General features: G+C 71.5%; 12 protein-coding genes. 6 read left to right on the top strand and 6 right to left on the bottom strand.

What is annotated here, in order from left to right; all coding sequences use genetic code 11:
* Nucleotides 1-51: 51 nt before the first annotated feature.
* Nucleotides 52-1,014: a serine/threonine-protein kinase gene (locus C8E87_RS17490; protein WP_133874086.1), complete on the top strand. Its 963-nt coding sequence runs from the start codon at nt 52-54 to the stop codon at nt 1,012-1,014.
* A 102-nt stretch (nt 1,015-1,116) separates the two neighbouring features.
* Here the strand turns inward: C8E87_RS17490 and C8E87_RS17485 are convergent, their stop codons facing one another.
* From C8E87_RS17485 to C8E87_RS17475, 3 genes are all read right to left on the bottom strand, one after another.
* Entirely contained in the window at nt 1,117-3,123 is a 2,007-nt protein-coding gene (locus C8E87_RS17485) for an acetyl/propionyl/methylcrotonyl-CoA carboxylase subunit alpha (RefSeq protein WP_133874085.1), read from the bottom strand.
* The gene (locus C8E87_RS17480) at nt 3,120-4,448 is read right to left on the bottom strand and encodes a carboxyl transferase domain-containing protein (RefSeq protein WP_133874084.1); all 1,329 of its coding nucleotides are present in this window, start codon (nt 4,446-4,448) and stop codon (nt 3,120-3,122) included. Before C8E87_RS17480 ends, C8E87_RS17485 begins: the two co-directional genes overlap by 4 nt.
* A 207-nt stretch (nt 4,449-4,655) precedes the next feature.
* A complete protein-coding gene (locus C8E87_RS17475; RefSeq protein ID WP_020515203.1) occupies nt 4,656-5,333 on the bottom strand; it encodes a Crp/Fnr family transcriptional regulator in 678 nt (225 codons plus the stop codon).
* A gap of 205 nt (nt 5,334-5,538) precedes the next feature.
* Between C8E87_RS17475 and C8E87_RS17470 the strand changes: the two genes are divergently transcribed.
* The 5 genes from C8E87_RS17470 (at nt 5,539) to C8E87_RS17450 (ending at nt 10,180) form a co-directional block, all read left to right on the top strand.
* Nucleotides 5,539-6,732, top strand: coding sequence for a CapA family protein (locus tag C8E87_RS17470; RefSeq protein ID WP_133874083.1), 1,194 nt, complete (start codon nt 5,539-5,541; stop codon nt 6,730-6,732).
* A 35-nt stretch (nt 6,733-6,767) separates the two neighbouring features.
* The gene (nth, locus tag C8E87_RS17465) at nt 6,768-7,568 is read left to right on the top strand and encodes an endonuclease III (RefSeq protein ID WP_275409131.1); all 801 of its coding nucleotides are present in this window, start codon (nt 6,768-6,770) and stop codon (nt 7,566-7,568) included.
* Nucleotides 7,565-8,233 (top strand): TlpA family protein disulfide reductase, encoded by a 669-nt coding sequence (locus C8E87_RS17460; protein ID WP_239080542.1) that lies wholly within the window; start codon nt 7,565-7,567, stop codon nt 8,231-8,233. Before nth ends, C8E87_RS17460 begins: the two co-directional genes overlap by 4 nt.
* A complete protein-coding gene (locus tag C8E87_RS17455) occupies nt 8,230-8,937 on the top strand; it encodes an NUDIX hydrolase (RefSeq protein ID WP_133874082.1) in 708 nt (235 codons plus the stop codon). The genes C8E87_RS17460 and C8E87_RS17455 overlap by 4 nt, the downstream gene beginning before the upstream one ends.
* Before the next feature lie 70 nt (nt 8,938-9,007).
* Complete coding sequence (locus C8E87_RS17450; protein WP_133874081.1) at nt 9,008-10,180, top strand: MarP family serine protease; 1,173 nt, start codon at nt 9,008-9,010, stop codon at nt 10,178-10,180.
* Nucleotides 10,181-10,220: 40 nt separating this feature from the next.
* Here the strand turns inward: C8E87_RS17450 and cutA are convergent, their stop codons facing one another.
* The 3 genes from cutA to C8E87_RS17435 are packed head-to-tail and all read right to left on the bottom strand — an operon-like array spanning nt 10,221 to nt 12,875.
* Entirely contained in the window at nt 10,221-10,547 is a 327-nt protein-coding gene (gene cutA / locus C8E87_RS17445; RefSeq protein ID WP_133874080.1) for a divalent-cation tolerance protein CutA, read from the bottom strand.
* On the bottom strand, nt 10,544-11,602 hold the full coding sequence (locus C8E87_RS17440; RefSeq protein ID WP_133874079.1) for an aspartate-semialdehyde dehydrogenase: 1,059 nt from the start codon (nt 11,600-11,602) through the stop codon (nt 10,544-10,546). Before C8E87_RS17440 ends, cutA begins: the two co-directional genes overlap by 4 nt.
* Nucleotides 11,603-11,609: 7 nt before the next feature.
* Nucleotides 11,610-12,875 carry an aspartate kinase gene (locus C8E87_RS17435; RefSeq protein ID WP_133874078.1) on the bottom strand — a complete coding sequence of 422 codons (1,266 nt, stop codon included), beginning with the start codon at nt 12,873-12,875 and terminating at the stop codon, nt 11,610-11,612.
* Between the last annotated feature and the right edge of the window lie 28 nt (nt 12,876-12,903).

The raw sequence follows: 12,903 nt of genomic DNA, 5'->3' as shown, positions 1-12,903 counted from the left end.
TCTTCGACCGACCTGGCGTATTTTCAGATCCATGACAGGAACCCGGCTGCGATGACCGAGACACCGAGCGGAGCGCTCCCAGCTCCGTACGTGCCTGGTATGTCCGGGTTGTCGGTGATGGCACGTGGTGGTTACGCCACCGTCTATCGGGCGATGCAGGACTCAGTGGGCCGCGAGGTCGCCATCAAGGTGGAAAATCGCCGCCTCGAGAGCGATCGCGACCAGGCCCGCTTCCTGCGTGAGGCGCGCGCCGCCGGGCGCATGTCGTCGCACCCGCACGTGGTCGACCTGTTCGACGTCGGCGTGACGGTCGACCAGCACCCTTACCTGATCATGGAACTGTGCGACGGGTCGTATCTCGATCGCATGCGCCGCTCCCCGCTCGGCGCGGCCGAGGCCCGCGACCTCGGCGTCAAGATCGCCGACGCGCTCGTGCACTCGCATGCCAACGGGGTGCTGCACCGCGACGTGAAACCGGCCAACATCCTGTACTCGGAGTTCAACACGGCCGTGCTGGCCGACTTCGGGCTGGCCGTGCTGGGCGAGATGCGCGACTCCTCCGTCACCCTCGAAGTGCTCACCCCGGCCTACGCCCCGCCCGAGATGTTCCGCCACGACGAGCCGACCGGCGCGGTCGACGTCTACGCGCTCTGCGCCACGCTCTACGCGGTGATGCGGGGCCGCCCGCCGCGCTGGGACGGCGAGCGCAGCCCCAGCCTGCTCACCCTCATGGACCTGTTTCACCAGCCCATCCCCGACCTGCCCGGGGTGCCGCCCGCGCTCACGCACGTGCTGCGCTGGGGCATGGCCAACGACCCGGCGCGGCGGCCGACCGCACAGCAGCTGCGCGAGTTGCTGATCAACGTGCAGCTCAACCCGCCGATCAACAACTACGTGCCGCCGCCCCGGCTCTCCCCGGGCGACGACACGCCGACCGTCCGCAATCCTCGGTCGGCCAAGACCCCGAAAAAGAAGTGGCCCTTCGGCGGGCTGCTCGGAAGCCAGGACCGCTGAGAGTTCGACGTACGCGGGCTACCCCGGAGCCGGGACCGCGGGCAGTTCGCCGCCCGCGGTCAACTCGGGAGCCAGGACCGCCAGCAGCTCGCCGCCCGCCGGCTACTCGGGGGCCAGGACTGCCAGCAGCTCGCCCGTGTCGACCTCGGTGCCCGGGTGCACCGGCAGCGAGGCGACCACCCCGGCGCTCGGCGCGTGCACCGGGTGCTCCAGCTTCATGGCCTCCAGCGTGAGCAGCAACTCCCCCGCCCGCACCCGCTGACCGGGCACGACGAGGACCCGGCGGACGGCCCCGGGCAGCGGCGCGATCAGCGAGCCTTCGACCGCGTCGGGGGCTGGCAACGGGAACCGGGACAGGCCGCGCAGCGCCACCGAGCCCTCCGGGCTGTCCACGTACGAGACCTCACCCACCCGGTGCACGTTGAAGGTCAGCCGGATGCCGTTGACGTCCAGCACCACCCGCTCGTCGCCGGCCTGCACGACCACCGTCTCGGGGTAGTCACCGGCCACCGGCGCCTGCCCCAGCCCGGCCAGGTCGAGCTCCTCCGGGTCGACCGTACGCACCCACCAGCCGGCCAGCTCGCCGTGACGATTCATCCGGTAGCCGACCTCGACCGGGCCGGTCGGGCCGTCGTACACCGCCGTCTGCGAGCCCGACGGCACGTTGCGCCAGCCCGACGGCATCGAACCGAGCACGGTCGCCGAGGCCCGGCGGGCGGCGGCGCCGGCCAGCGCGGCGGCCAGGCACGACAGGCGTACGGCATCGACCGCCGACAGCAGCGGGGCGAACACCTCGGGCCGCCGGTCGAGGAAGCCGGTGTCCACGTCGCCGGTGCGGAACGCGTGGTGGCGCAGGGCCCGCACCAGCAGGTCGCGGTTGGTGGCCACGCCGTGGATCTGGGCCCGGGTCAGTGCGGAGGCCAGCATCCGGGCCGCCTCCTGCCGGGTCGGCGCCCAGGCGATCAGCTTGGCCAGCGTGGAGTCGTGGTGCACGCCGATCACCGAGCCGTCCCGCACGCCCGCGTCGAGCCGCAGGCCGGGGGCGGGCAGGGGGCGGAACCGGCCGGCCACGTCGGGCACGGCGAACCGGTGCAGCGTGCCGGTCGCGGGCAGCCACGCGTACGCCGGGTCCTCGGCGCAGAGCCGCACCTCGATCGCGTGCCCCCGGATCGGCGGCGGGCCCGGCATCGGCAGGCTCCCGCCCTCCGAGACGAGCAACTGCAGCCGTACGAGGTCGTAGCCGGACACACACTCGGTGACCGCGTGCTCGGCCTGCAGGGTCGGGGTGAGCTCGAGGAACCAGAAGTCGCCGTTCGTGTCGAGCAGGAACTCGACCGCCCCCGCGCCCACATAGCCGAGCGCCCGGACCGTGACAATGGCCGCGCGGCACAGCTCCTCGCGCAGCCCCGGGTCGACGGCCGGGGACGGCGTCTCCTCGACGATCTTCTGGTAGCGGCGCTGGATCGAGCACTCGCGCTCGCCGAACGGGATCACCGCGCCGTGCTCGTCGGCGATGATCGGCACCTCGATGTGGCGCACATCCTCGACGTACGGCTCGCAGTAGACCTCGCCGCCCACCTCGCGCCTGGTCGAGGCGAGCGCCTCGAGCAGGGTGGCCGCGTCCCGCACGACCCGCAGCCCAGCGCCGCCCGCGCCGGTGTCCGGCTTGATCAGCACCGGGAAGCCGGGCACCTCGGACGGGTCGGTGAAGCTGGGCAGCACCGGCACCCGGGCCTCCGCGACCAGCGCCTTGGTCTCGCGCTTGCTGCGCAGCACGCCGAGCGTCTTGGCCGGGGCGCCGACCCAGATCATCCCGGCGTCGGCCACGGCCGAGGCGAAGTCGGGGTCCTCGGCCAGCTCGCCGATGCCGGGGTGGATCGCGTTGGCGCCGGAACGCTGGGCCGCGGTGATGATCAGGTCGCCTCGCAGGTACGACGAGCGGGGCGTGCCGCCGTCGAGGCGTACGGCGTAATCGGCCTCGCCGACGTGGGGGGCGTCGGAATCGGCGCCGGAATAGACGGCGACCGTCTCGACGCCGACCAGGCGGCAGGTGGCGAACACCCGGCGGGCGGTCTCGCCACGGTCGGCCACCAGAAGACGTCGGATCACTGGTCCACCTTTCCGGGTCGGAACGTGCCGACGTGCCCGGCGCCCTCGACGACCGCACTGTGCACGGCGGAGAGGCAGAGGCCGAGCACGGTGCGCGTGTCGCGGGGGTCGATGACGCCGTCGTCGTCCCCGCCGGCCGCCGGGCCGTCGGCAGGCCAGCTGAAGGCGAAGCGGGGGTCGCCGGTGCGTCCGGTGTTGAGAGCGAGCAGCGGGACGGTGGAGTGCGCGAGCGCGTCCACCGTCCCGGAGCCGAGGATGCCGGCGTCGTCGCGCTGCAGGAGCAGCAGGGACGTGTCGGTGGCGTTGGCGAGCTGGATGAAATGCACCGCCTTCTGGGTGTCGGCGGCGGTCGGTGGGACGTCGGCGGCGGCCAGGACCCCGACCGGGTAGCCGTGCAGCTCGCCCCAGCCCGCCAGCACGGCGGCCCCGACGGCGGGCTTGAACTCGTCGAACTCGCTGCCGTCGAGCAGCCTGGCCAGCACCTCGCGCGGGTCGAACAGGGTGGACGGCCCGGCCAGCGCGAGCAGGTCCTCGGCGTCGTACTTGGGCTCGGCGGGCGGGAACGTGCGGGGTGGGGGGCCGCACTTGCGCCAGTTCAGACGGCGTACGCACTGACGGGCCAGGCGCAGCGCGTCGCGTTCGTCCTCGGCCAGCTGATCGGCGGGAGCGCGGACGTCGGAACCGTTGGCGCCGGCCCGGGGACGGGAATGGGTCAGCCTCTTGGCATGTCCGCGCACCATGATCGTGTAGTCGGCGAGGGCGGGCAGGTACGCGGTGTCCCCGCTGGTCGGCCCGAAGACGACACAGACGGCGGGCACCCGCCGGGTGGACAGCCGGCTCAGGTCGCGCGCGATGCTGCCGCCCGGCGGTGGACCGGCCCCCGGGGTCTCGGCGGCCGACTCGACCAGGTTCACCAGCGGCAACCGGTCGGCCGCGGCGATACGGGCGGCCCGGCGGATCTTCTCCACCGCGTACGGGTTGGCGGCCGTGCCCTCGACGGTGGGGTCGGTCGCGATGATCATGCACTCGACGGCCTCGACCACGCCGATGCCGGTGACCACGCCCGCGCCCACGGGGAACTCGGTGCCCCAGCCCGAGACCGGCGACAGCTCCAGGAACGGGCCGTCCTGGTCGAGCAGCATCTCGATGCGTTCCCGGGGCAGCAGTTTGCCACGGGCGTGATGCCGGGTGACCGCCCGCTCGCCGCCGCCCGCGCGGGCCTCCTCCAGCGCCGCCTCCAGCCGGTCGAGCCGGTCGAGGGTGGCGTTACGGGCCTCCGGATAGCCGGGGGTGCGCGGGTCGACGGCGGTGCCGAGCACTGTCACGTCGGTACCCCGATGCGCTGTACGCCCCCCACCATGTTCAAAGCCGCGCCCTCTCGTATCCGCCGGTGCCTCTCGACCACCTCCACAACGAGTGGTCAAGCGGGTGCGACACGGATGCGAAAGCTGCTGGTTTGTACCCTTTTCAGGGGGTAATGCACGGCTTGTAGGGGCCGCCCCGAAGGGACAGCCCCGGCCCGGCGATACGGGTCAGACGCGGGCGCGCCGCGCGAGGCGCTCGGGGTCCAGGATGATCACGCTCTTGCCGTCCAGCCGGAGCCAGGCCCGCGAGGCGAAATCGGCGAGAGCCTTGTTCACCGTCTCGCGGGACGCCCCGACGAGCTGGGCCAGCTCCTCCTGGGTGAGATCGTGCGTGACGCGGAGCACACCACCGTCGCGGGTGCCGAACCGGCCCGCCATCTGCAGCAGGTTTTTCGCGACCCGGCCGGGCACGTCGGTGAAGATCAGGTCGGCCAGCGCGTCGTTGGTACGGCGCAGGCGGCGGGCGAGCACCCGCAGCAGCTGCTCGGCGATCTCGGGCCGGTTGTTGAGCCACGGACGCAGCGACGTCTTCTTGAGCCGGGCCAGCCGCGCGTCGGTCACCGCGGTCGCGGTGGCCGTGCGGGGACCGGGGTCGAAGAGCGAGAGCTCGCCGACCATGTCGGACGGGCCCATGATCGAAACCAGGTTCTGCCGGCCGTCGGCCGCTCGCCGTCCGAGCTTGATCTTGCCGGACAGCACGATGTACAGGCTGTCACCGGCCTCGCCCTCGTTGAACAGGACGTCGCCCTTGCGGACTTCGACCGTGTCCATCTCTTTGGCGAGCGCCTCGGCGGCCTCCGGGTCCACGCCCTGGAAGATCCCGCTGCGCGCCAGTACCTCATCCATCGCCGCACCTCCGAACACGCGCAACGCCTGCGCTCGATCAGTCTAGGCGCACGCGGGCGGGAATCGGGCGGGCACCCCTTGATCTAGATACCGCAGGGTAACCGGTCCCGCCGTGACGGGCAGTATCTTTCGTCGCCGGGTGGAGGCAACGACAAGCCTTTCGACGGTTCGTCCGCGACGCCACCTGAAGGTATCGTCGCGATCGATGAATTCCCACCCCCCACATCGAAGGCCGGGCATTTTCGGGCGCCCTGTCCTTACTGTCGCGATTGTCCTGGCGGTTTTGGCCGCCGTCGGCGTCGGAAGTGTCGCTTTCGCGAACCGCGACTCGGGGGGTGGCTCCACGGCCCAGTGGCGAGCGCCCGAAACCGTGGCGCGGTCCTCGTCCGCGCCCAGCCTGCCGCCGACCGAGGCGGCCGCGGCCGATGAGGGCACCGTCACACTGTCGGCCACCGGCGACATCATGATGAGCAACGCGCCCAGCCGGATGCCGCCGGCCGACGGCAAGGGGTTCTTCGACTCGGTCAAGCCGGGCCTCGAGTCCGACCTCGTGATGGGCAACCTCGAGCAGCCGCTCACCGAGAACACCAGCGCCTCCAAGTGCGGGTCCCCGCCGTCGCCCAACTGCTTCGCGTTCCGGTCCCCGCCGTCGTACGTGAAACACCTCGTCGACGGCGGGTTCGACCTGGTCAACACGGCCAACAACCACGCCCGTGACTTCGGCGTCCAGGGCGCGCGCAACACCCGGGCAGCGCTCGACCAGGCCGGCATCAAGGCCACCGGCAACACCGACGAGATCACCGTGGCGGAGGTCAAGGGGGTCAAGGTCGCGGTCGTCGGCTTCTCGTCGTACGCGGGGGCCAACAGCCTGCTCGACCTCGACCAGGCCCGGTCGGTCGTCGGCCAGGCCAAGGAGCGGGCCGACCTCGTCGTCGTGCAGGTGCACATGGGCGCCGAGGGCGCCACGATGCAGCACGTGCGGCCGGGCACCGAGACGTTCCACGGCGAGAACAGGGGCGACCCGATCAAGTTCAGTCACGCAGTCGTCGACGCGGGTGCCGACCTGGTGGTCGGGCACGGGCCCCACGTGCTGCGGGGCATGGAGTTCTACAAGGGCAAACTGATCGCGTACAGCCTGGGCAACTTCGCGGGCGGCGGACGCACCCTGTCGCGCAGCGGCGTCCTCAAGTACGGCGGGATCCTGCGGGTGACGCTGGGCAAGGACGGGTCGTACGCGGGCGGCAAACTGCTCTCGACGTACATGAACTCCAACGGGCTGCCCACCCGTGACGAGTCGAAGGAGCAGGGCCGCAAGCTGGTCGCCCAGCTCACCGCGGCCGACTTCCCCGACACCGGCGCCACGATCGCCGCGGACGGTTCGATCACGCCGTCCGCGTGACGTTTCTTGTCGCAGGGGCGACGTACTCTTTAGCGGTGACTCCGGTGGCAGCGGCAAAACGGTTCGCGGCGGAAACGCCCATCGGGCGCAAGCGGCGGGCCCGCAAGATGGCCCGTGTCCTGGCCGAGACGCATCCCGACGCGCATTGCGAGCTCGATTTCACCACCCCGCTCGAGCTGGCCGTGGCCACGATCCTGTCGGCACAGACCACCGACGTACGGGTCAATCAGGTCACCCCCGAGCTGTTCAAGCGCTATCAGACGGCCGCCGACTACGCCGCGGCCGACCGCACCGAGCTCGAGACCCTGCTCAGGCCGACGGGCTTCTTCCGGGCCAAGACCGACTCGCTGATCAAGCTGGGTCAGGCGCTGATCGAGCGGCACGACGGCGAGCTGCCGGCCACGCTGGCCGAGCTGGTGGCACTGCCCGGCATCGGCCGCAAGACGGCCAACGTCATCCTCGGCAACGCGTTCGGCGTCCCCGGCATCACTGTCGACACCCACTTCCGCCGCCTGACCAACCGTTTCGGCTGGGTCTCCGAGGACGACCCGGTCAAGATCGAGTTTCTGGTGGCCGACCTGATCGAAAAACGCGACTGGACAATGCTGTCGCACCGGGTGATCTTCCACGGCCGCCGGGTCTGCCACGCGCGCAAGCCCGCCTGCGGCGCCTGCACGCTGGCGTCGATGTGCCCGTCCTACGGCACCGGCCCCACCGAGGCGGCCGCCGCGGCCAAGCTGCTCAAGGGCCCGCGCGCCCGCGAGCTGGCGGTCGCCGCCGGGGTCGACCCCGAGCTCGTCCCGGCCGCGGCGGTCGCCGCGCCTGACGTTCCGTGAGCCCCCAGCGGCCCACCGAGGCCCTGTTCCACCGCCCACCCGGCCCGCCGGCTGCAATGTCACGGGGACGGCGGCTGCTCGCTCTGCCGCTTGTGCTGCTGGTCGTTGCGGCAACCGCCGCCTGCACCAGCGACGAACCGGCGGTCGCTTCGCCGTTCGCCGGCTGCGACACGCTGATCGCACCACCACCGTCCGCCGCCCCGCCTTCAGCCCCGCAGCCGGCCGCCTCAGCTGGAGGCTTGGCGCTCGCAAGCCTGCCCGATTTGACGCTGCCGTGCTTCGACGGCGACGACGAGGTGTCGCTGCGCGAGCTGCGCGGACCGGCCGTGATCAACCTGTGGGCGTCGTGGTGCGGACCGTGCCGGGCCGAGCTGCCCGTGATGCAGAGCCTCGCCGACCGGACGACCGGCCGGCTCACCGTGCTCGGCGTCGACACCGGCGACCAGCGTGACAAGGGAGCCTCGTTCGCCACCGACGCCGGCGTGCGCATGCCGACCCTCTTCGACGAGAAGAGCACGCTGCTGAACAACCTGGGCCGCATCAGCCTGCCGATCACCGTCTTCCTCGACCCGGCCGGCCGGGCGTACGCGCATCTGCTGCCCTTGGAGGCCCCCGAGCTGGCCGAGCTGGTCCGCACGCACACCGGCGTGACGGTGACCCCGTGAGCCGGGGGCAGGTGCTGGGCCGCCCCGACGGCCTGCCCGGGTGGTTCGACCCGCTGCTGGCCCGGGTCGCGACGTGCCGTACCGAGGACTTCACCACCCTGCGTCCCCCGGCGGGCGGCGGACGGCCCAGCGCCGTGCTCGTGCTGATCGGCGAGGGCGATTCCGGCCCCGACCTGCTCGTGCTGCAGCGCGCCGCGACCATGCGCAACCATGCCGGCCAGCCCGCCTTCCCCGGCGGCGCCACCGATCGGGAGGACGCCGACGCCGTGGCCACCGCCCTGCGCGAGGCCAACGAGGAGGTCGGCCTCGACCCGGCCGGGGCCGAGGTGCTGGCGCTGCTGCCCGACCTCTACATCCCGGTCAGCTCGTTTGTCGTCACGCCGGTGCTGGCCTGGTGGCGGCGCCCGCATCCGGTCAGCCCGCGGCAGCCGGCCGAGGTCGCCCACGTGGCCCGGTTGCCGATCAGTGAACTGGTGGACCCGCAGAACCGTATCCGGGTACGACACCCCAGTGGCTGGATCGGTCCCGCGTTCCAGGTCCGGGGTCTTCTCGTCTGGGGCTTCACGGCAGGGGTGATCTCGACATTGCTCGACATGGCGGGCTGGGCCCGGCCCTGGGCGCCGGGTGCCCTGGTCGAGCTGCCCGACGCCAGTGCGCCGGTGCCCGCGGCCCGGGGCGGGGCGCCCGACGAGGTTCTGCCGTGAGCCACCCCTGGCCGAGCGCCTCTACGCTGAGGTCGTGTCCGTCGTCGATTTCTACGCTGGGTGAGGGTCCGTGGTCGATGGCATCCTGATCCTGCTCATGCTGATCTTCGCGATCAGCGGCTATCGCCAGGGCTTCGTCATCGGCGCGCTCTCGTTCGGCGGCTTCTTCAGCGGGGTGCTGATCGGCCTCCAGGTCGGTCCGCTGATCGCCGACCGCTTCTCCGACCCGTCGGCGCGGCTGGTCGTCTCGCTGGTCACCATCTTCGCGCTGGCCGTGCTGGGCCAGACCCTGGCGGGCTGGCTCGGCACCCACCTGCGCCGCGCGATCCAGAGCCGCCCGCTGCAACGGGCCGACGACGCCGGTGGCGCGGCCATCTCGCTGGTGGCCGTGCTGCTGGTGGCCTGGCTGATCGCGGTGCCGCTGGGCTCGACCCCGTTCCCGGCCCTCAACAAAGAGGTCCGCAACAGCGCCATCCTCGGCGGCATCAACAGCCTGATGCCCGATCAGGCCCAGGCCCTGTCGGCGGCGCTGCGCGACACCCTCGACACCAGCGGCTTCCCCGACGTCTTCGGCGGCCTCACCCCGACCCAGGCCAAAGAGGTGGCCGCGCCCGACCCGGCGCTCAAGGGCTCCCAGATCGTCCAGAAGTCGAAGCGTTCGGTCATCAAGGTGCTGGGCACGGCGCCGAGCTGCTCGCGGCGCATCGAGGGCTCCGGTTTCGTGTACGCCGCCGAGCGGGTCATGACCAACGCCCATGTGGTCGCGGGCACCCGCGAGACCGAGGTCGAGGTGAACGGCCGCCGCCTCCCGGCGACCGTGGTCGTCTACGACCCGGCCCGTGACCTGGCCGTCCTCCACGTGCCGGGCCTGACCGCGCCGGTGATGCCGTTCGTCCGCAGCCAGGCCAAGACGGGCACGAGCGCGATCGTGCTGGGCTACCCGCAGGACGGCCCTTATGACGCCCAATCCGCCCGCGTACGGGATGTGGGGCGCATCACCGGCCCCGACATCTACGACGCACGCGACGTGACCCGCGAGATCTACACGATTCGCTCGCTGGTCCGCAGCGGCAACTCGGGCGGCCCGCTGATCAGCCCGAACGGTCAGGTGCTGGGCGTGATCTTCGCCGCCGCAGCCGACGACAAGAACACCGGTTTCGCCCTCACTGCCAACGAGGCGGCCCCGGTGGCCCAGGCCGGCCTGTCCCGCACCCGCGGAGTCCGCACCGGCGAGTGCGCCTGACCCCCGCTCCCTGGAGGAGGCGGCGGACACGGGATCACCACTACCGCGGAGGCGTGGTCTCCTGCCTCACCCAGTCGAGGTAGGCCGGATTGCCGGCGAGCACGGGCAGCGCCAGAACGCACGGAACGTCGTACGGGTGCTCGGTGTTGGCCCTTTCCACGATGCTGTCGACCAGGTCGGCGCGGGTGTGCAGGGCGATCCGGGCCTCGGGGTCGTCGTGCACCTCGCCCGCCCAGCGATAGATCGAGCGGATCGCGGCGATCTGGTGACCGCAGGCGGCGAGACGGTCGTCGACCAGGCGGCGGGTGAAGGCGGCCAGCCACTCGGGGTCGGCGGCGGTGATGACCACCTCGACAACGTCGGTCATCGGGCGAGTTCGGCCGCGACCAGCTCGGCGATCTGCACGGTGTTGAGCGCCGCGCCCTTGCGCCTGTTGTCGCCGGTGACGAAGAGGTCGAGGGCGCGCGGGTCGTCCATCGCGCGGCGGATACGGCCCACCCAGGACGGGTCGGTGCCGACCGCGTCGATGGGCATCGGGAACTCCCCGGACTCGGGGTCGTCGACCAGGATCACGCCGGGCGCGTTGCGCAGCACCTGACGCGCGCCCTCGGCGTCGACCTCGGAGCCGAAGACGGCGTGCACGGCGATCGAATGGCCGGTCACGACCGGAACCCGTACGCAGGTGGCCGAGACCTTGAGGGCCGGCAGCGCGAGGATCTTGCGGGACTCGCTGCGGAGCTTCAACTCCTCGGACGACCAGCCGAGCGGTTCGAGCGCACCCGACCAGGGCACCACGTTGAGGGCGAGCGGGGCCGGGAAGGGGCCGAGGTCGTCGCCGACCGCCTGCCGCACGTTGCCCGGGCGGGAACCCAGCATGCGGTCGCCCGCCACCTTGCTGAGCTGGTCGTGCAGGGTGTCGACGCCGAACTGGCCCGCGCCCGAGGCCGCCTGGTAGGACGCCAGGACCAGCTCACGCAGCCCGTACTCGTGGTGCAGCGGCGCGATCGCCATGATCATCGCCATCACGGTGCAGTTCGCGTTGGCGATGATGTTGCGGGGGCGGTACTGCACCGCCTCACGGTTGACCTCGGGCACCACGAGCGGCACCTCGGGGTCCATCCGGAACGCGGCCGAGTTGTCGACCACGATGACGCCACGGGCCGCGACGATCGGCGCCCACTGCAGCGACACCTCGTCGGGCACGTCGAACATCGCGACGTCGACCCCGTCGAACGCCTCGGGGGTCAGCTCGGCCACCGTGAGCTGCTCGCCGCGGCAGGTCAGCTGCTTTCCGGCCGACCGCGACGACGCGATCAGCCGGATCTCGCCCCAGACGTTACGACGGGAGGAGAGCAGCTCGAGCATGACCGTCCCGACGGAACCGGTGGCCCCGACGACGGCGAGCGTCGGCTGCAGCGCCATGGCCGGGCTACCGGCCGGTTCCGCCGTAGACCACTGCCTGTTCGCTGCCGCCCAGCTCGAACTGGTCGTGCACGGCGCGGACGGCGGTGTCGAGGTCGCTGTCGCGGCAGACCACGGAGACCCGGATCTCGGACGTGGAGATCATCTCGATGTTGACACCGGCCTCGCCGATGCACGCGAAGAAGGACGCCGCGACTCCCGGGTGCGAGCGCATGCCCGCGCCGATCAGCGACACCTTGCCCACGTGGTCGTCGAAGAGCAGGCTCTTGAACTTGATCTGCTCCTTGATCTTGTCGAGCGCGGCCATCGCGGTCGGGCCGTCGGCCTTCGGCAAGGTGAAGGAGATGTCGGTGCGCCCGGTGCCCTCGGTCGACACGTTCTGCACGATCATGTCGATGTTGATCTCGGCCTGGGCCACCGTGTTGAAGATGTGGCCGGCCGCGCCCGGCTCGTCGGGCACCCCGACGATCGTGATCTTGGCTTCGCTCCGGTCGTGCGCGACCCCGGTGATGAGCGCTTGTTCCACGTCAGGGTCCTCCATCGATCCAGTGACCAGGGTGCCGGGCTTGTTCGAGTAAGACGAGCGTACGTGGATGGGCACCTTGAAGCGCCGCGCGTACTCCACGCATCGCAGCATGAGCACCTTCGCTCCGCCGGCCGCGAGCTCGAGCATCTCCTCGTACGTGATCTGCTTGATGTGCTGGGCGTCGGGCACGATCCGCGGGTCGGCGGTGAAGACGCCGTCGACGTCGGTGTAGATCTCGCAGACGTCCGCGTGCAGGGCCGCGGCGAGCGCCACGGCCGTGGTGTCGGAACCGCCCCGCCCGAGGGTCGTGATGTCCTTCGTGTCCTGCGAGACGCCCTGGAAGCCGGCGACGATCGCGATCGCGCCCTCGTCGAGCGCGCCGCGCAGCCGGCCCGGGGTCACGTCGATGATGCGGGCCTTGCCGTGCGTCGAGGTGGTGAGCACGCCGGCCTGGGAACCCGTGTAGGAGCGGGCCTCGTACCCGAGGTTGTGGATCGCCATCGCCAGCAACGCCATCGAGATGCGTTCGCCCGAGGTGAGCAGCATGTCGAGCTCGCGGCCGGGCGGCAGCGGGCTGACCTGGTTGGCGAGATCCATCAACTCGTCGGTGGTGTCGCCCATCGCGGAGACCACGACCACGACGTCGTCACCGGCCTTGCGGGCCGCGACGATCCGCTCGGCGACACGCTTGATGCGCTCCGCCGTCGCGACCGACGAACCACCGTATTTCTGCACCACCAGTGCCACGGCGAACCAATCCTCCGGCTGTACGTAC

It is taken from the genome of Paractinoplanes brasiliensis (assembly GCF_004362215.1).
GTDB lineage: Bacteria > Actinomycetota > Actinomycetes > Mycobacteriales > Micromonosporaceae > Actinoplanes > Actinoplanes brasiliensis.
Note: the sequence above shows the minus strand (reverse complement) of the source record. Positions and strands in the feature narration are given on the sequence as shown.